The sequence below is a fragment of the Azospirillum brasilense genome (genome assembly GCF_001315015.1).
In the GTDB taxonomy this organism is placed as follows: Bacteria; Pseudomonadota; Alphaproteobacteria; order Azospirillales; family Azospirillaceae; genus Azospirillum; species Azospirillum brasilense.
On the sequence record NZ_CP012915.1, the window covers coordinates 1477147 to 1494798 of the forward strand.

The following is a 17652-nucleotide window of genomic DNA, read 5'->3' on the forward strand; positions in this document are numbered from 1 at the left end:
CGGAGAACCTTCTCAAGGGCCTCTAGAGGCTACGGGGAGGGGCACACGTCATTCGATGATTCATCTCAATAGCACCTCAACCCACCCTTGAAAAAGGGCTTCACAAAATCCCGTCGCCAAACCTGCGGATGGTCACACCGTTGGACCCCGGGACAGCGGAAACCGTTCCTTGATTCTGCCCAGCAGCCCGTCGCGCACCTTGCGGTAGGCTTCCAGCATGGCCTCGCGGTTGCCGTCCACCAGCGTGGGATCGAAGGTGTTCCAGAACTCCACCTCGCAGGCCATCGTGCGGGTCATCTCGATGGCACGGTGCTGCGCCTCCGGCGACAGCGACACGATCAGGTCGAAATTCGTGTCCTCCAGATCCTCGAAGCTGCGGCAGCGATGGCGGGACAGGTCGATGCCCATCTCCTCCATCACCGCCACGGCGAAGGGATCGACCTCGTCCCCCTCGCGCACGCCGACCGAATCGACGTAGACGCGCGTGCCATGGAAATGCCGCATGATCGCCGCCGCCATCGGGGAGCGGATCATGTTGTAGGTGCAGGCGAACAACACGCTCGTCACGGGGAGCGGTTGCAGCACCGGGGCCATGCGCCGCCCGACCCCGTCAGCCGCGAATGTGGAGGACGCAGATCAGCGTGAACAGCCGACGCGCCGTCTGGAGATCCATTTCGACCTTGCCGGCCAGCCGTTCGCGCAGCATCTCCGATCCTTCGTTGTGCAGGCCGCGGCGTCCCATGTCGATCGCCTCGATCTGCGAGGGCGTGGAGCGCTTGATCGCCTGATAGTAGCTTTCGCAGATCAGGAAATAGTCCCGGACGATGGACCGGAAGCCGGTCACCGGCAGGGTGATCTTGTCCAGCGCGCTGTCGTCGTCGCGCCGGACGTCGAAGACCAGCCGGTTGTCCTCGATCGACAGATGCAGGTGATAGGGGCCGGAGTCCGCGTGCTCGCAGGGGCAGAACTCGTTGTCTTCGAGCAGGTCGAAGATGGCAACCGCGCGCTCGTGCTCCACCTCCGGCTTGCGCCGGATCACGGTCTTCTCGTCGAGCGTCACGTGGACGATGCGGCGGTTGCCCTTCGTGCTCACCCCTGACCTCCTCCTGGCAGGCGCAGCGCCACCGACAGCGCGTGCGCGTCCAGACCCTCCGACCGGGCCAGCGTCACCGCCGCCGGGCCGATCGCCGCCACGCTCTCCGCGTCGCAGGCGACGAAGGTCGTCCGCTTCATGAAATCCAGCACGTTCAGGCCCGACGAGAAGCGCGCGGAGCGCGCCGTCGGCAGGACGTGGTTCGGACCCGCGACGTAATCGCCGATGGCTTCCGGCGTGTAGCGGCCGAGGAAGATGGCCCCGGCGTTGCGGACCTTCGCGGCCAGCGCGTCGGGGTCCTCCACCGCCAGTTCCAGATGCTCCGGCGCCAGCCGATCGATCAGGGCCGGCGACTCGGCCAGCAGGTCGCGCACCACGATGATGGCGCCGTGCTCCCGCCAGCTTTCCCCGGCGATGGCGGCGCGCGGCAGCGTCTCCAGGTGCCGGTCCACCGCCGTCGCCACCGCATCGGCGAAAGCCGGGTCGTCGGTGATGAGGATCGACTGGGCCGAGGTGTCGTGCTCCGCCTGGGACAGCAGGTCCATGGCGATCCAGGCCGGGTCGTTCCGGTTGTCGGCGACCACCAGGATCTCCGACGGGCCGGCGATGCTGTCGATGCCGACCGTGCCGTAGACCAGCCGCTTGGCGGCGGCGACGAAGGCGTTGCCGGGGCCGACGATCTTGTCCACCGGCGCGATGGTCGCCGTGCCGTAGGCCAGCGCGGCCACCGCCTGGGCGCCGCCGATGCGGTAGATCTCGGTGATGCCGCAGCGCTTGGCGGCGGCCAGGACCAGCGGGTTGATCGCCCCGTCCGGAGTCGGCACCACCATGACGATGCGCTCCACCCCGGCCACCCTGGCCGGCAGCGCGTTCATCAGGACGGAGCTGGGGTAGGACGCCGTGCCGCCCGGCACATAGAGGCCGGCAGCCCCGACCGCCGTCCAGCGGGCGCCCAGCCGCACGCCCTGAGCGTCGCGGTAGTCGGTCGTCTCCGGCACCTGGAGCCGGTGGAAGCTCTCGATGCGCTCGGCCGCGGTGTCGAGCGCGCGCAGCAGTTCCTCGCTGCATTTGCCCACCGCCGCGTCCACCTCCTCCTGAGAGATGCGCAGCGTCACGGGGGTCAGCGTCTGGCGGTCCCAGCGGGCGGTGTAGTCGATCAGCGCCGCGTCGCCGCGCTTACGCACGTCGTCGATGACGCCGGCGACCAGGGCCTGCACGTCCTCGCTGGTCTCGCGCTTGGCATGGAGAAGCCCCTCGAAGCCCTTGGCGAAACGGGGGTCCTGGGCATCAAGCCTGACGGGCATTCACAGCCTCCCGGAAGCGGTCGATCCAGCCGGAGATTTCCTCGGGCCGCGTCTTGAAGGCGGCCCGGTTGACGATGAGGCGGGAGGTGACGTCGGCGATGTGCTCGATCTCCACCAGCCCGTTCGCCTTCAGCGTCGAGCCGGTGGACACCAGATCGACGATGCGGCGGCACAGGCCGAGGGTCGGGGCAAGTTCCATCGCGCCGTTCAGTTTCACGCACTCCGCCTGCACCCCGCGCGCCGCGAAATGCTTCCTGGTGACCTCCGGGTATTTGGTCGCGACGCGCACGTGGCTCCAACGCGACGGATCGTCGCTCTCCCCCAATTCGACCGGTTCGGCAACCGACAGGCGGCACTTTCCGATGCCGAGGTCGAGGGGCGCGTAGATTTCCGGATAATCGAATTCCATCAGCACGTCGTTTCCGGCCACGCCCAGATGGGCGGCGCCGAAGGCGACGAAGGTCGCCACGTCGAAGGACCGGACGCGGATGATGCTGAGATTCGGGATGTTGGTCGCAAAGCGCAGGAGCCGGCTGTCCGCGTCGTCGAACGCCGCTTCCGGCTCAATGCCGGCGTGGGCGAGCAACGGGCGCAGCTCCTTCAGGATGCGTCCCTTGGGCAGGGCCAGAACCAGCGGCTGACAGGCCGACACGTTCGACGACGCATCGGCCGGCGTGCTGGGCGCCGGCGCGCCAAGAGCACGGGTATCGGCGGGCAAAGAACTCTCCTCGGGCTGAACCGCTGCCCGGATATACCACATTCCGCGCCGCCGTCACGGTCTTAGGAGGCTTAGTGCGGTGCAGGGCGGCCTTGTTGGCGATGATCGCTGTCCGCGCTTCGCCTGCAAGCTATTTAACAACATGAAATTGCTCTATTTGCGTTTTCACACTTTTCTTCTCATTTTCCGCCTTGACCGAATGCCCATCGACATTGTAGATAAATCTCCGGACGCCCAAGGGGGGCGCCCCGCGGCAATTTGATCGCCAGCTTGCGCCGCGTCACCAAACGCTAAAGCGCCACGATACCGGTCGTGGAACTCTGACAGGAGTGACCGGAATGACCATGATGAGCCTCCCCTTCTCCGCCAATCGGACCGGCACCGTGACGGGCCAGTGTTGCCAAATGCGCAACGCCTGCTGTCGCCGCTGACCCCAGCGCGCCGACCCGCTCCGTCCAGCATCCGATCCGCATGAAGCCCGCGCGCCGCAGCGCCGCGGGCCGAGGGAGAACGCCGTCATGAGCACCTCCAACGCCTACGCCATCGAAGTTCAGGGCCGGTCCGCCGGCATCGTCGTCGCCGGCCAGGGCGGCTTCACCTTCTTCGTGTCCGACTGGTCCTTCAAGGACCTCGACCGCAAGACCTTCCGCAACGTCGGACAGGCCGAGCGCGCCGCCAAACAGTTGGCGGCCCGGCGCTCCGGCGTGCGGCGGCGCTGATCGCGCCCGCATTTCACACACCGCCATCGCCCGACCAAGCCATTCCACACCGTGCATAGAGGACCCGCTCCGTGAAAGCCTTTCTGACGTCCATTGCCGTCGCCACCCTGCTCACCGTCTCCACCGGCGCCGGCGCCGCCGCCCTGAAGCTCGGCGTGTCTGCCGGCCCCTATGGCGAGATCCTGGAATACACGGCTAAGATCGCCGCCAAGGAGGGCCTGAAGGCGGAGGTGATCGAGTTCACCGACTGGAACATGCCCAACGCCGCGCTCCAGTCCGGCGACATCGACGCCAACAACTTCCAGCACCAGCCCTTCCTCGACAACCAGATCAAGCAGCGCGGCTACGACATCGTGCCCATCGCCAAGAGCATCGTCGTGCCCATGGGCATCTACGCGAAGAAGATCCAGTCGCTGGCCGACCTGAAGGAAGGGGCCAGCGTCTCCATCCCCAACGACCCGACCAACGGCGCCCGCGCGCTGTTTCTGCTGGCCAAGGCCGGGGTGATCGGGCTGAAGGACGGGGCGGGCCTGAACACCAGCATCGCCGACATCGCGTCCAACCCGAAGAAGATCAAGCTGGTGGAGCTGGATGCGGCCCAGCTTCCGCGCTCGCTGGACGACGTCGACGCCTCGGTCATCACGCTGAACTACGCGGTCCTGGCCGGGCTGACTCCCAAGACCGCCCTGGTGCTGGAGGACGACCAGTCGAAATGGCACCTCGTCTGGGCTGTCCGTAAGGACCGCGCCGAGGACCCGGCGATCAAGCGCTTCATCGAGCTGTACCGCTCCGCCGAGGTGCGCGACTTCATCAACACGCGCTTCAACGGCACCATCATCCCGACCTGGTGATCGCCTCCGGTTATCATAGCCCTCTCCCCTCAGGGGAGAGGGTGCCCGCGAAGCGGGCGGTGAGGGGGTTGCGCTTTTGCCGGACGTGCGCCACGCGCAACCCCCTCACCCTAACCCTCTCCCCAGAGGGGAGAGGGAATCGCGAAAGTGATTCTTTTCAGGAAGCTCCGTCATGACCGGCCCGTTCAGCCGCACCGCCTCGATCTATGACCGCGGCCTCGCCCCCGACCCCGCGAACCACGTCCCGCTCAGCCCGCTCAGCTTCCTGAAACGCGCGGCGAAGGTCTATCCGGACAAGCCGGCCATCCGCCACGGCCGCCGCACCATCACCTACGCCGAGTTCCACGACCGGGTGCGGCGCTTCGCCGGGGCGCTGCTGCAAGCCGGGGTGAGGCGCGGCGACACGGTGTCGGTGCTGGCGCCCAACGTCCCGGCGCTGCTGGAGGCCCATTACGCGGTGCCGCTGGCCGGCGCGGTCCTGAACGCGCTGAACACGCGGCTGGACGCCGCGGCCATCGCCTTCATCCTGGACCACAGCGAGACGACGCTCCTGATCGTCGATCGCGAGCTGTCGCCGGTCGCCAAGGCCGCGCTCGCCCGGACGGAACGCCCCGTCACGGTGGTGGAGATCGCCGACGATCAGGTGCCCGACGCACCGTCGCTGGGTGCGGTGGAGTATGAGGACTTCCTCGCCGCCGCCGACCCCGCCCCCTGGCGCGGGCCGGACGACGAGTGGCAGGCCATCGCGCTGAACTACACCAGCGGCACCACCGGCAACCCGAAGGGCGTCGTCTATCACCACCGCGGCGCCTATCTGAACGCGCTGGGCAACGCCTTCACCCTGAACGTCCGGCCCGAGAGCGTCTTCCTGTGGACGCTGCCGATGTTCCATTGCAACGGCTGGACCTACAGCTGGGTGGTCACCGCCGCGGGCGGCACCCACGTCTGCCTGCGCCGGGTGGAGCCGGCGGCGATCTTCGACGCCATCGCGGAGTTGGGCGTCACCCATCTGTGCGGCGCGCCGATCGTGCTGAACATGCTGATCCACGCCCCGGAGACGGTCCGCCGGAGCACGCCCCGCCCGGTGATCGTGGGCACCGGCGGCGCCGCTCCGCCCTCCGCGGTCCTCGCCGGCATGGCGGCGCTGGGCTTCGAGGTGGTGCACATGTACGGGCTGACCGAATGCTACGGCCCGGCCACCGTCTGCGCCCCGCAGGACGGCTGGGAGGCGTTGGACGCCGACGGGCTGGCGCTGCAGTTCGCGCGGCAGGGGGTGAACCATGTCGCGGTGGAGGACGCCACCGTGCTCGACCGCGAGACCGGCCGGCCGGTCCCTGCCGACGCGCTGACCATCGGCGAGATCGCATTGCGCGGCAACACGGTGATGAAGGGCTACCTGAAGAACCCCGCGGCGACGAAGGAGGCGCTGAAGGACGGCTGGTTCCGCACCGGGGACCTGGGCGTGCTGCATCCCGACGGCTATATCGAGGTCAAGGACCGCAGCAAGGACATCATCATATCCGGAGGCGAGAACATCTCGTCCCTGGAGGTGGAGGAGGCGTTGTACCGGCATCCCGCCATTCTGGAGGCCGCCGTGGTCGCCCGTCCTGACGACCGTTGGGGCGAGAGCCCCTGCGCCTTCGTCACGGTGAAGCCCGGCGCGGAGCGCCCCTCTGAGTCCGACATAATTCAATGGTGCCGCGACCGCATTGCGCACTACAAGGTGCCCCGCACCGTCGTGTTCAGCGATCTGCCGAAGACATCGACCGGTAAAATCCAGAAGACCGTCCTGCGCGACGCCGCCCGCGATCTGGGCGCGCGTCGGGAGGCCAAGAGCGTATGATAACCTTCGAACAGCTTCAGAAAACCTACCCGTCCCGCGGCACCGGGCAGCCGGTCCAGGCGCTCGCCGACATCGACCTGACCATCGGGCGCGGCGAGATCTATGGCATCATCGGGCGTTCGGGCGCCGGCAAATCCACGCTGCTGCGCACCGTGAACCTGCTGGAGAAGCCGACGTCGGGCCGCGTGCTGGTCGACGGGGTGGACGTCACCGCCCTGTCGCCGCGCGCGCTGCGCGCGGCGCGGCACAGCATCGGCATGATCTTCCAGCACTTCAACCTGCTGTCCTCGCGCACGGTGTTCGACAACGTCGCCCTGCCGCTGGAGCTGGCCGGGGTGGCGAAGGCGCAGATCCGCGAGACGGTGGAGCCGCTGCTCGACCTCGTCGGCCTCACCGACAAGCGCGACCGCTACCCGGCGGAGCTGTCGGGCGGGCAGAAGCAGCGCGTCGGCATCGCCCGCGCGCTGGCCAGCAAGCCCAAGGTGCTGCTGTCGGACGAGGCGACCTCCGCGCTGGACCCCGAAACGACGACCCAGATCCTCCACCTGCTGGCCGACATCAACAAGCGGCTGGGGTTGACCATCGTCCTCATCACCCACGAGATCGCCGTCATCAAGGAGATCTGCCACAAGGTGGCGGTGATGGAGAACGGGCGGATCATCGAGCAGGGGCCGGTCTTCGATATCTTCGCGCACCCGAAGCACGAGACGACGAAGACCTTTGTCGATCCGGTCATCAACCGCGGCATCCCGGAGTCCTTGCGCGCCCGCCTGTCGGCCACGCCGGTGCCGGGGTCGAACATGGTGCTGCGCATCACCTTCACGGGGGAGCGCGCGACCTCCCCGGTGATCAGCGCGATCAGCCGCAAGCTGAACCTGGACCTGAACATCTGGCACGGCCAGATCGACGAGATCCAGGGCGCGCCCTTCGGAACGCTGGTGGTGGAGGCCATCGGCAACCCGCAGTCCATCGAGGCGGCCATCAGCCTCCTGAACGTCAACAAGCTCGGTGTCGAGGTGCTCGGTCATGCTGTCCCCGGAAATCTACGCGCTGCTGTTTAAGGCGCTTCTCGACACGCTCTACATGGTGGCGGTGTCGGGCCTTCTGGGCACGGCGCTGGGTCTTCCGCTGGGCGTGCTCCTGGCCGTCACCGGCCGGGGGGAGCTGCTGCAGAATCTCGCCTTCAACCGGGTCGCCGGCGTGCTGGTGAACATGACGCGCTCCACCCCCTTCATCATCCTGGTGGTGGCGATCATCCCCTTCACCCGGCTGATCGCCGGCACCTCCATCGGCACCGCCGCGGCCATCGTGCCGCTGACGGTCGCCGCCGTGCCCTTCATCGCCCGCATCGTCGAGGGCGCCGTGCGCGAGGTCGACCGCGGCCTGATCGAGGCGGCGCAGTCCATGGGCGCCACGCCCTTCCAGATCATCCGCAAGGTCCTGCTGCCGGAGGCGATGCCCGCCATCGCGCTGGGCCTGACCCTGTCGGTGGTCAGCCTGATCGGCTATTCGGCCATGGTCGGCGCGGTCGGCGGCGGCGGCCTGGGCGACCTCGGCATCCGCTACGGCTACCAGCGCTTCCTGCCGGAAGTGATGCTGGCCGTGGTCATCGTGCTGATCGTGCTGGTGCAGATCGTTCAATCGACGGGCGACTGGATCGCCCGCCGCGTCAACAAACGCAACCTGAAGTCCTGAGGAGTTGGAGATGTTCCGTACCCGTGTGCTCGGCGCGGCCTTTGGTCTGGTGGCCGGCATCGCGACCCTGGCGACCGCCGTCGGCGCGTCGGCCGAAGCCCTGAAGATCGGCGTCACCCCCGGCCCGCACGGCCAGATCCTGGAGAAGGTCAAGCCGCTGGCCGCCAAGGAGGGCCTCGACCTGACGGTTCTGGAGTTCTCCGACTACGTCATCCCGAACCAGGCGCTGTCGCAGGGCGACCTGAACGCCAACTCCTTCCAGCACCAGCCCTACCTGGACAACCAGGTGAAGGACCGCGGCTATGAGCTGGTCAGCGTCGCCAAGACGGTGATCTTCCCGATGGGCGTCTACTCGAAGAAGGTCAAGAGCCTGGACGAGCTGCCCGACGGCGCCAAGGTCTCCATCCCCAACGACCCGACCAACGGCGGCCGCGCGCTGCTGCTGCTCCAGGCCAAGGGGCTGCTCAAGGTGAAGGAGAGCGCCGGCCTGAAGGCCTCGCCGCTCGACATCTCCGAGAATCCGAAGAAGCTCCAGATCCTGGAGCTGGACGCCGCTCAGCTCCCGCGCTCGTTGGACGACGTGACCGTGGCGGTCATCAACACCAACTTCGCCATGGAATCCGGCCTGGACCCGAACAAGGACGCCATCGCCCGCGAAGCCAGCGAGAGCCCCTACGCCAACGTCATCGCCGTCCGCAAGGTCGACCAGGACAAGCCGTGGGTCGCCACTCTGGTGAAGGTCTACCAGAGCGACGAGGTGAAGCAGTTCATCCTCGACCGCTTCAAGGGCGCCGTGGTTCCGGCCTGGTAATCGCCGCCGGTTCCGCAAGAAAGGCCCTTCCTCCCGCCGGAGGAAGGGCCTTTTTCCTTAAAGCTTGAGCCCCGCCACACCGTCGAGAATTGCCCCGTCGGAAAGGGCGCGGCGCTCCAGCTTCGCCCCGAACATGCGGGCGTTGGTCAGGTCCGTGTTCGTCAGGTCGCAGCCGGACAGATTGGCGAAGGACAGGTCGGCGCCCGCGAAATTCACCTCGCGCAGGCATGCACCCCGAAGGTCGGCGTAGCGCAGCCGCGCGCCCGACAGATCGGAAGCCATCGATCGCCTTTCGTCGAAATAGAGCGGGCGCAGGTTGGCCTTGCGCAGGTCGGCGTTGTTCAGCTTGGCAAGGCGCAGGTTCACGCCGCGCAGGTCGCCGTTGATCAGCTTGGCGAGGCGCAGGTCGCCCTTCTCCAGCACCGCGGCCTGAAGCTGCACGCTGGTCAGGTCCAGGCCGTACAGAGTCGCCCCGACCGCCCGCAGCATGGTCAGGCAGGTGTGGGCCAGCGACGGGGCGTGCCGCAGGTCGAAGCCCGACAGGTCGAGCGCCGTGCCCTCCGCCCCGCTGGACCCGACCCAGCGGATGTGCTCGTGCAGAAGCTCGTCCAGCGGGCGCCCGAGTTCGGCGACGACGCGGCCCACCGGATCGTCGGTCAGGGCGTCCTCCATGTCGGCGTCGGCCAACTCGGTCATGATCATGGTGGCGCCGGTCAGAACCGCGCCGCGCAGGCAGGCGCCGCGCAGGTCGGCCCCGGACAGGTCCGCCCCTTCCAGGTTCGATCCGGTGAAATTGGCCCCGCGCATGGTCGCGCGGACCAGCTTGCACCCGCGCATCAGCGCGTCGGTGAAGTCGGTGTGGATTGCCATGGCCCCGGACAGCCGGGCGTTGGTCAGATTGGCGCCGGACAGGTCGGCCCCCGACGCCTCGGTCGGCCGATCCTCTACCTGGATGATGCGCAGGCTGCCGTCGCGGTCCTTCTCCGCCAGCGAGCCGTCGCGCAGGTCGGCCTCGAACAGGTTGGCGCCGATCAGGATGGCCCCGCGCAGGCAGGCGCCGCGCAGATCGGTCTTGATGAGGCTGGCGTTCTCCAGATTGGCCAGGCGAAGGTCGGTGGCGAACATCGACGCGCAGTCCAGGCGCGCCCCGCCCAGATTGGCGCCGCGCAAGCTGGCCCCGACGAAATCGGCGTGGGCGAGGTCACGCCCGGTGAGGTCCAGCCCGTTCAGGTCGAAAAAAGACAACGTCGCCCGCGCCCCGCCGATGCGGGCGTTCCGGAACATCTCGTGCCGACGCACCACCGCGTCGAGTTGGACCTGATCCAGGCGGGTGAGAGGACGCTGCTGCATGGCCGTGTTCGCCTCCGATCACGGTTTCAGAGTACCCTTCGCGGCCTTCACGAATGATTAATGCAGCCCACAATGGGATGCTTTTCCTGGCAGGGAAAGCGTCGTTCGGACTTCACGCCGCGGATGACTGGCTTTGCCGCGCCGGCACGGGCTCGGCTCCCAAGGCGTTCAGCGCGTCGCGCAGCACGTCGGGGGTAACGGGCTTATGCAGCAGGCGGCACCCCGCGGCCACCGCCTCGCGGATGCGTTCGGGGCCGGTGTCGCCGGTCAGAATGATGCCGGGAATGGGCCGCCCTTCCTGCTCCGCCGCTCGGGTGACCGTCTCGGCCCCGGTCAACGGTCCCGGCAACCGGAAATCCGACAGGATCACGTCCGGACAGCGCGGCGCGGCGCGCAGCATCGCCAGAGCCGCCGGCCCATCCGCCGCCACCAGAACGTCGTGTCCCCAACTTTCCAGAAGGAGTTGCATTCCGGCGCTCTGCACCGGGTCGTCCTCCACGATCAGGATCAGGCGTGCCGCCGGATTCTCCGCCCGGCCGGCAGGAGCCGGGACCGCCGCGTCCGTCCGCGATTCGCTGGCGGCCAGCGGGACCATGACGGAGAAGACCGAGCCCTGGCCCGGCCGCGAGCGAACCTCCACCGCGTGGCCCAGCAGCGCGGCCTTGCGGCGCACCTTGGGCAGCCCCAATCCCAAGCCGCGGCGGCGGTCGCGCTCCGGGTTGCCCAACTGCACGAAGTCTTCGAAAATGGCGTCCAGATGCTCCGCCGCGATGCCCGGACCGGTGTCCCACACCTCGATGCGCAGCCATTGGCCGCGCCGCCGGCAACCGACCACGACGCCGCCCGCCGGGGTGTAGGCGATGGCGTTGCGCAGCAGATCGCCGAGCATCCGGGTCAGCAATGTGGCGTCGGTGCGCACCATGGCGGCGCAGCCGCGCACCCGCAAATCCAGGCGCTTGTCCGCCGCCAGCCCCCGGAACTCCGCGGCCACACCGTCCAGAACGGTGGCGATGGACACCTCGGCGATGTTCGGGCGGACCACCCCGGCGTCGAGCGTGGCGACCTCCAGAAGCGCGTGCAGCAGCTTTTCCCCGCTGTCCAGCGCCTCGCCCATCTTCTCGGCGATGGATCGCTCGCGCGACTCCTTCAGCCGCTCCATCAGCAGATGATGGAACAGGCGCAGCGCCTGGAAGGGCTGGCGCAGGTCGTGGTTGGCCGCCGACAGGAAGCGGGCCTTGGCTTGATTGGCGCGTTCCTTCTCGGCCAGGGCGCGGACGAGCTTCTGGTTCAGGGAGCGCAGGTCGGCGGTGCGCTCCTCCACCCGTTGCTCCAGCCGGGCGTTGGCGTCGCGCAGGGCGTCGCGGGCCGCCGCCTCGCGCCGCAGGCTGGTCCAGCCGAGGGCGGCCAGCCCGAACAGCGCGACGACGCTGACGCCGACCATCATGAAGCCGTGCTGGAGGCGGCTGCTCCACGGCTCCAGAACGACGGCCCGCGGCAGGGCGACCGCCGCAACCGCCGGAAAGTCGCGCATCCGCTTCAGGCCGATGACCACGCCTTCTCCACCAACGGTCCAGTCGCGCTCGCCGCTCTCCACCCCCGGTTCCAGCGTGGGCAGTGGACCGATTCCGGTGCCGCCCTTCCCACTGCCTCCAATGCCGGCCAGCCGCGTTCCGTCCAAGCGGAACAGGCCGGCGACGCTGTGCCGCCCGTCGCTGAAGACATCGAGAACCGTGTGCAGGCTGGAAGAGGGAAGCGCCAGCAGGACCGCACCCTCCGGGATGCCCCCGTGCCCCGAGATGCGGCGGACCATCAGGATGGAGTCCCGCCCATCCACCTGACCGTGCAGAAGCTCCACGACGCCTCCCGCCCCCTGGAGCAGGCTGGCGGGGCCGCTGTCCGGTTCGATGGAAGGGCCGAACACCGTCCGGCCGTCGGCGTCCAGGATGGACAACACACCGAACCGCGACGCCACCAGCGCCTCGCTCGGGACCTTGTCGGGAAGCGATGCGAACCCGCCCTCCTCCAGCCGGTCGGCCACCCGCGCCAGAGCGGCGGCTCCGCCATCCAGCACCGCGTCGGCGTGCCCTTCCAGAAAGGCCGCGGCCTGCCGGCTGCCGCGTTCCGCCCGGTCGAGCGTGTTGACGTAATCGACCAGCGACAGCGCACCCCAGGCCGTGCCGCCCAGCAAGGTCATCGCCAGGACGATGGCCGCCAGGATGGCCTTCGGATGGAAGTTGAGCAAGGTGTTGACCGAAAGCCGGATCATGGGCGGGGATGTCTTGGTGAGGCGGTTCGGGAGCGGCGGCGGCGGTCCGCCGAATGCACGATGCCGCCGGGCACCGGCGAAGTCGGCGCCTGGGGCGATGACCGATGTATGGAGAGCGGTCTCAATGGTCCGCGGATTGTCGGATAGGAAATCGCTCTTGAGTCGCAAAGGCCGGAGAGGATTGGTCTTCGGGCCTGCCGATCGTTGAACTCGCCACGTCTTCAGAACGAAAGAAGCGGTGACGGCGCGGCACAGCGAAAGTTGTCATTTGCGTTACACCCGCTTCCTTGGCCTTTTGTCGGAAAACTCCCGAACATCCCCCAGAAGTTTATTTGCCTTTATTGCCAGGAACCGATGATAGCACGCGATAGTTATCGGCGCGACCCGCCATGACGACTATGACCATGCTCATACCGAACCCACTCTTTGGGTGAGGTTGCACGAATTGGTTCGGCCAGGAGTTGAAGCGTCAGCAAACATCGGAAATTGCGCCGATGGCGGGATCACCGGGGCGGCTTGCGCGTTCCTGTGCTGCTTCATGCCGCAACGCGCCCACACTGAGGTTCAACCGTGAAGAAGCCGCCGTTCGCTCCCAAGGTTTTCCGCCAGTCCCGCATCCGGGAGGGTCTGCCCTACCCGCTCGGCGCCACATGGGACGGGCTGGGCGTCAACTTCGCGCTGTTTTCCGCCAACGCCACCAAGGTGGAGCTGTGCCTGTTCGACCAGGACGGACGCCGCGAGTTGGAACGGATCGAGCTGCCCGAATACACCGACGAGGTGTGGCACGGCTATCTGCCGGACGCCCGGCCGGGCACCGTCTACGGCTACCGCGTGCACGGGCCGTACGAGCCCAAGGCGGGGCACCGCTTCAACCCGAACAAGCTGCTGCTCGACCCCTACGCCAAGCATATGGTCGGACCGCTGCGCTGGTCGGACGCGCATTTCGGTTACCGCGTCGGCTCGCCGCGTGGCGACCTGTCCTTCGACCGGCGCGACAGCGCCCCCGGCATGCCGAAATGCGTGGTGATTGACCCGGCCTTCACCTGGGGCCACGACCGCCACCCGGCGATCCCCTGGGAGAAGTCGATCTTCTACGAGACCCACGTGCGCGGCTACACCATGCGGCACCCGGCGGTGCCGCCGCAGTACCGCGGCACCTTCGCCGGCCTCGCCCAGCAGGAGGTGGTGGAGTACATCCGCTCGCTGGGCGTCACGGCGGTGGAGCTTCTGCCGGTCCACGCCTTCGTGGACGACCGCTACCTGCTGGAAAAGGGGCTGCGTAACTACTGGGGCTACAACAGCATCTCCTTCTTCGCGCCCGACCCGCGTTACATGGCGACCGGCGCGATCCACGAGTTCAAGGAGATGGTCGCCCGCCTGCACGACGCCGGGATCGAGGTGATCCTCGACGTCGTCTACAACCACACCGCCGAAGGCAACGAGATGGGGCCGACGCTGTCCTTCAAGGGCATCGACAATGCCTCCTACTACCGGCTGGCACCGGACCCGCGCTACTACATCAACGACACCGGCACGGGCAACACGCTGAACCTCGTGCATTCGCGCGTCCTTCAGATGGTCACCGATTCCCTGCGCTACTGGGTGACCGAGATGCATGTGGACGGCTTCCGCTTCGACCTCGCCACCATCCTGGCGCGGGAGACCTACGGCTTCGACCACAGCGGCGGCTTCCTCGACGCCTGCCGCCAGGACCCGGTGCTGTCGCGCGTCAAGCTGATCGCCGAGCCGTGGGACTGCGGCCCCGGCGGCTATCAGGTCGGCGGCTTCCCGCCGGGCTGGGCGGAGTGGAACGACAAGTTCCGCGACACCGTGCGCTCCTACTGGAAGGGCGACGAGGGCAAGCTGCCCGAACTGGCGACCCGCATGGCCGCCTCGGCGGACGTGTTCAACCGGCGTGGGCGTAAACCCTGGGCCAGCGTCAACTTCGTCACCGCCCATGACGGCTTCACGCTGCACGACCTCGTTTCCTACAACGACAAGCACAACGATGCGAACGGCGAGGACAACCGCGACGGCCATTCCCACAACATCTCCTGGAACCACGGGGCGGAGGGGGCGACCGACGATCCGGAGATCAACGCCCTGCGCTTCCGCCAGATGCGCAACCTGCTGGCGACGCTGCTGCTCTCCCAGGGCACGCCGATGATCCTGGCCGGCGACGAGTTCGCCCGCAGCCAGAACGGCAACAACAACGCCTATTGCCAGGACAACGAGATCAGCTGGATCGACTGGGAGGGCGTCAGCGACGAGGGCTGGGCGCTGACCGACTTCGTCCGTCATCTGATCGGGCTGCGGCAAAGCCACCCGCTGCTGCGCCGCGGACGCTTCTTCACCGGCGCCTACAACCCCGACCTGGAGGTGAAGGATCTCACCTGGATCACCCCCGCCGGAGAGGAGAAGACGACCGAGCAGTGGCAGGATCCCATGGCGCGCTGCCTGGGCATGCTGCTGGACGGGCGGGCGCAGGCAACCGGCATCAAGAAGGCGGCATCCGACGCCACACTGCTGCTCATCATCAACGCCTACCACGACGTGGTGCCCTTCAAGCTGCCGGAGGTCGCCGGCGGCAGCCGCTGGCTGACCCTGGTGGACACCACGGAGCCCGACCGTCTGGAAGTCGCCACCGCCCAGACCGGTGACGAGATCCCGGTCAACGGGCGCTCCCTGCTGCTGTTCGAGTTGATGCCTGACCGCCGCTCCGACATCGGGCTGAAGGCCGCCGCGCGGGCTCTGCGCGCCGCGTCCGGGCCAGGCGAGCCGGTCGCGGCAATCACGCCGGACAGCATCGCGTCGGGCTCCAGCCCCGCCGAGACGGTGCATCAGCCGGGCGACTGATCGCCAAGTCCAAGCAGGCCAGGCAAGCAGGCCAGGAATGAAGGCCGGTGCGGCAGGACGCCGCATCGTCCTTCATTGTTTTATATACAATTTTAGGCAAATAGACGATATTAAGGTGGCGGACTATCCGCATCGCGCCATTGCTTGTGTCTGCAACGCCGCAACGACATCAGGAGGTCTGGGCATGTGTCATGGCGACTATATCCGATTCCTGGTCGCGGTCGAGGCCGACCCGGCCCTGCGCGCGGCGCTGCGCCGGGCGTCGCGCGGTCTGCTGACCCTGGGCGATCTGGTGGATTTCGCCGCCGGTCACGGCTACTGCTTCACCGAGGCGGACATTCCCCTGGCCGTGGCCCAGCCCGCCGGCTGCGGAGCCGATTGATTCAGCCAAAGGCGATCACGGCGGCGGCGCGGTGGTGCTGCAACTGCCGCGGATCGTCAGCATGATCCCGTCGTCGGACGGAAAGATGTCCTTGTCGGCGTCGCGCGGAATGGGAATTTTCTGGCGGCGGCAGAAGAGCAGGAGGATGCCGAGCGTCTTGCTGGGCATGAAGGCGACGTCCCGCACCTTTGCGGCCCCCTGCTGCACCATGACCACCACGCCTCCGTCCGATTTGGGAACGACGGAGGCGATCAGCCCCAAGGGAAGATCGGTCTGATTCGGCACCTTCTGGTACCAGCCGAAGGCTTTCTTGAGGGCCGAGTTCGTGAAGACAAGGTGACGCGTTTCGAAAATCATTCCGGACCAGTTTCAGGCCCGGCCGCCCTCCAGCTCCGGGTTCAACCGGAACGTGATCGCACGCCCCAGTTTGGAGTCCCGCAGAAGGATCTGCTTGGTCTCCAGCAGCTTGATGGCCCGGTTGACGTTGGGCCGCTGCATGCCGAGCGCATCAGCCAATTCGGACTGGAGCACCGGCACGGGACGGTCGAAATGGAGCCGCCGGCTCAGATAGGTGAACACACGAAGCGCCTCCAGGGTGATGTCCCGATCGGTCGAAACGGTCCTGGAGAGGAGGTCATGATGCTGCATGGCGGCCTCGGAACGCAAGTTGGCTCGGCGTCGCAGTCCGGTTGCACACGCGCCGGACGGATAATTTCGCTTGCTCCGCAGGTTACCCCGCCTTTGTTGTCCGAATGTGTCGCGCGCGTTTCGAAATTGACACAAAGCCGTGCCAATTGTGTCGCCTCCGCCGGAACCCTTCCCCCGCCCTCCCGTTCCCCAAAGGAGCAACCGTCACGTGAGGAGGGGACCCATGCATCGGCTCGTGCTGCTGCGACACGGTCAGAGCGTCTGGAACCGCTCGGATCTGTTCACCGGCTGGACCGACGTCGATCTGACCGAACAGGGGGTGGCCGAAACCCGTCACGCCGCCGGTCTCCTGAAGCAGGCCGGGTTCGATTTCGACGTGGCCTTCACCTCCGTCCTGAAGCGGGCGATCAGGACGCTCGACATCGTGCTGGAGGAGATGGACAGGATGTGGCTGCCGGTGCACAAGCACTGGCGCCTGAACGAGCGCCATTACGGCGCGCTCCAGGGGCTGAACAAGACCGAGACGGCGGCCCGCCACGGCGCCGATCAGGTCTTCCTGTGGCGGCGGAGCTGGGACGTCCCACCCCCGCCGGTCGAGCCCGAGGACCCGTGTTCGGCGGTGTCGGACCGGCGCTACGCCGGCATCGGCCGCGCGAATCTGCCCCGCGGCGAAAGCCTGAAGGACACCACGGACCGGGTGATCCCCTTCTGGGAGGAGGGCATCTGCCCGGCCCTGCGGCTCGGCGCGCGGGTGCTGGTGTCGGCCCACGGCAACAGCCTGCGCGGCCTCGTCAAGCATCTCGACAAGGTGCCCGACCAGGACATTCCGCTGTTCGAGATCCCCACCAGCCGCCCGCTGGTCTACGAGCTGGGCGCCGATCTGGTGCCGCTGCGCCGCTATTTCCTGACCGAGGGCGGCGGAACCGAGGAGATCACCTGGCCCCGCCGGGACGATGCTGGCCAAAGCGGAATCGTGGCGGCGTAATACGATGAGCCCTTTCCTTCATTCCCTCTCCCCTCCGGGGAGAGGGTTAGGGTGAGGGGGTTGCGCTTGTGCCGGACGCTCCGCCACGCACAACCCCCTCACCCGGCCCTTCGGGCCACCCTCTCCCCAGA

At 67.6% G+C, this 17652-nt stretch carries 17 protein-coding genes; 9 read left to right on the top strand and 8 right to left on the bottom strand.

Going from position 1 to position 17652, the window contains the following annotated elements; all coding sequences use genetic code 11:
- Positions 1-132 precede the first annotated feature (132 nt).
- From AMK58_RS20440 to hisG, 4 genes are read right to left on the bottom strand one after another with little or no spacing between them, the layout of a single operon-like run.
- A complete protein-coding gene (locus AMK58_RS20440) occupies positions 133-594 on the bottom strand; it encodes an arsenate-mycothiol transferase ArsC (RefSeq protein WP_104675397.1) in 462 nt (153 codons plus the stop codon).
- Positions 595-610: 16 nt separating this feature from the next.
- On the bottom strand, positions 611-1093 hold the full coding sequence (locus tag AMK58_RS20445) for a UPF0262 family protein (RefSeq protein ID WP_035678261.1): 483 nt from the start codon (positions 1091-1093) through the stop codon (positions 611-613).
- Positions 1090-2397, bottom strand: coding sequence for a histidinol dehydrogenase (hisD, locus tag AMK58_RS20450; protein ID WP_059399350.1), 1308 nt, complete (start codon positions 2395-2397; stop codon positions 1090-1092). The genes AMK58_RS20445 and hisD overlap by 4 nt, the downstream gene beginning before the upstream one ends.
- Positions 2381-3049 carry an ATP phosphoribosyltransferase gene (hisG, locus tag AMK58_RS20455; protein WP_035678293.1) on the bottom strand — a complete coding sequence of 223 codons (669 nt, stop codon included), beginning with the start codon at positions 3047-3049 and terminating at the stop codon, positions 2381-2383. The genes hisD and hisG overlap by 17 nt, the downstream gene beginning before the upstream one ends.
- A 584-nt stretch (positions 3050-3633) precedes the next feature.
- Between hisG and AMK58_RS20460 the strand changes: the two genes are divergently transcribed.
- From AMK58_RS20460 to AMK58_RS20485, 6 genes are all read left to right on the top strand, one after another.
- Complete coding sequence (locus AMK58_RS20460; protein ID WP_014198188.1) at positions 3634-3834, top strand: hypothetical protein; 201 nt, start codon at positions 3634-3636, stop codon at positions 3832-3834.
- 71 nt (positions 3835-3905) lie between these two features.
- Positions 3906-4685, top strand: coding sequence for a MetQ/NlpA family ABC transporter substrate-binding protein (locus tag AMK58_RS20465; RefSeq protein WP_035678258.1), 780 nt, complete (start codon positions 3906-3908; stop codon positions 4683-4685).
- 172 nt (positions 4686-4857) lie between these two features.
- Positions 4858-6528 carry an acyl-CoA synthetase gene (locus AMK58_RS20470; protein WP_035678256.1) on the top strand — a complete coding sequence of 557 codons (1671 nt, stop codon included), beginning with the start codon at positions 4858-4860 and terminating at the stop codon, positions 6526-6528.
- Entirely contained in the window at positions 6525-7589 is a 1065-nt protein-coding gene (locus tag AMK58_RS20475; RefSeq protein ID WP_035678254.1) for a methionine ABC transporter ATP-binding protein, read from the top strand. The genes AMK58_RS20470 and AMK58_RS20475 overlap by 4 nt, the downstream gene beginning before the upstream one ends.
- Positions 7555-8223, top strand: coding sequence for a methionine ABC transporter permease (locus AMK58_RS20480; protein ID WP_104675398.1), 669 nt, complete (start codon positions 7555-7557; stop codon positions 8221-8223). Before AMK58_RS20475 ends, AMK58_RS20480 begins: the two co-directional genes overlap by 35 nt.
- 10 nt (positions 8224-8233) lie before the next feature.
- Positions 8234-9034 (top strand): MetQ/NlpA family ABC transporter substrate-binding protein, encoded by an 801-nt coding sequence (locus AMK58_RS20485; RefSeq protein ID WP_051140568.1) that lies wholly within the window; start codon positions 8234-8236, stop codon positions 9032-9034.
- A 57-nt stretch (positions 9035-9091) separates the two neighbouring features.
- Here AMK58_RS20485 and AMK58_RS20490 read toward each other — a convergent pair whose 3' ends face one another.
- Together AMK58_RS20490 and AMK58_RS20495 are read right to left on the bottom strand one after the other, a co-directional pair.
- A complete protein-coding gene (locus tag AMK58_RS20490) occupies positions 9092-10384 on the bottom strand; it encodes a pentapeptide repeat-containing protein (RefSeq protein ID WP_035678251.1) in 1293 nt (430 codons plus the stop codon).
- Between the two features lie 112 nt (positions 10385-10496).
- Positions 10497-12650, bottom strand: coding sequence for a hybrid sensor histidine kinase/response regulator (locus AMK58_RS20495; protein ID WP_059399351.1), 2154 nt, complete (start codon positions 12648-12650; stop codon positions 10497-10499).
- Between the two features lie 570 nt (positions 12651-13220).
- On the opposite strand from AMK58_RS20495, the gene glgX reads away from it, so the two are divergent.
- Together glgX and AMK58_RS20505 are read left to right on the top strand one after the other, a co-directional pair.
- The gene (gene glgX / locus AMK58_RS20500; protein WP_059399352.1) at positions 13221-15506 is read left to right on the top strand and encodes a glycogen debranching protein GlgX; all 2286 of its coding nucleotides are present in this window, start codon (positions 13221-13223) and stop codon (positions 15504-15506) included.
- Between the two features lie 184 nt (positions 15507-15690).
- Positions 15691-15888, top strand: a complete 198-nt coding sequence (locus AMK58_RS20505) for a Nif11-like leader peptide family natural product precursor (RefSeq protein WP_059399353.1) — start codon at positions 15691-15693, stop codon at positions 15886-15888.
- A gap of 15 nt (positions 15889-15903) precedes the next feature.
- On the opposite strand, the gene AMK58_RS20510 is transcribed toward AMK58_RS20505, so the two are convergent.
- Entirely contained in the window at positions 15904-16245 is a 342-nt protein-coding gene (locus AMK58_RS20510) for a hypothetical protein (RefSeq protein ID WP_035678243.1), read from the bottom strand.
- Between the two features lie 12 nt (positions 16246-16257).
- Complete coding sequence (locus AMK58_RS20515) at positions 16258-16536, bottom strand: MarR family transcriptional regulator (RefSeq protein ID WP_236778250.1); 279 nt, start codon at positions 16534-16536, stop codon at positions 16258-16260.
- 223 nt (positions 16537-16759) lie between these two features.
- Between AMK58_RS20515 and gpmA the strand changes: the two genes are divergently transcribed.
- Complete coding sequence (gene gpmA, locus AMK58_RS20520; RefSeq protein ID WP_035678242.1) at positions 16760-17521, top strand: 2,3-diphosphoglycerate-dependent phosphoglycerate mutase; 762 nt, start codon at positions 16760-16762, stop codon at positions 17519-17521.
- The last annotated feature ends 131 nt before the right edge of the window (positions 17522-17652 follow it).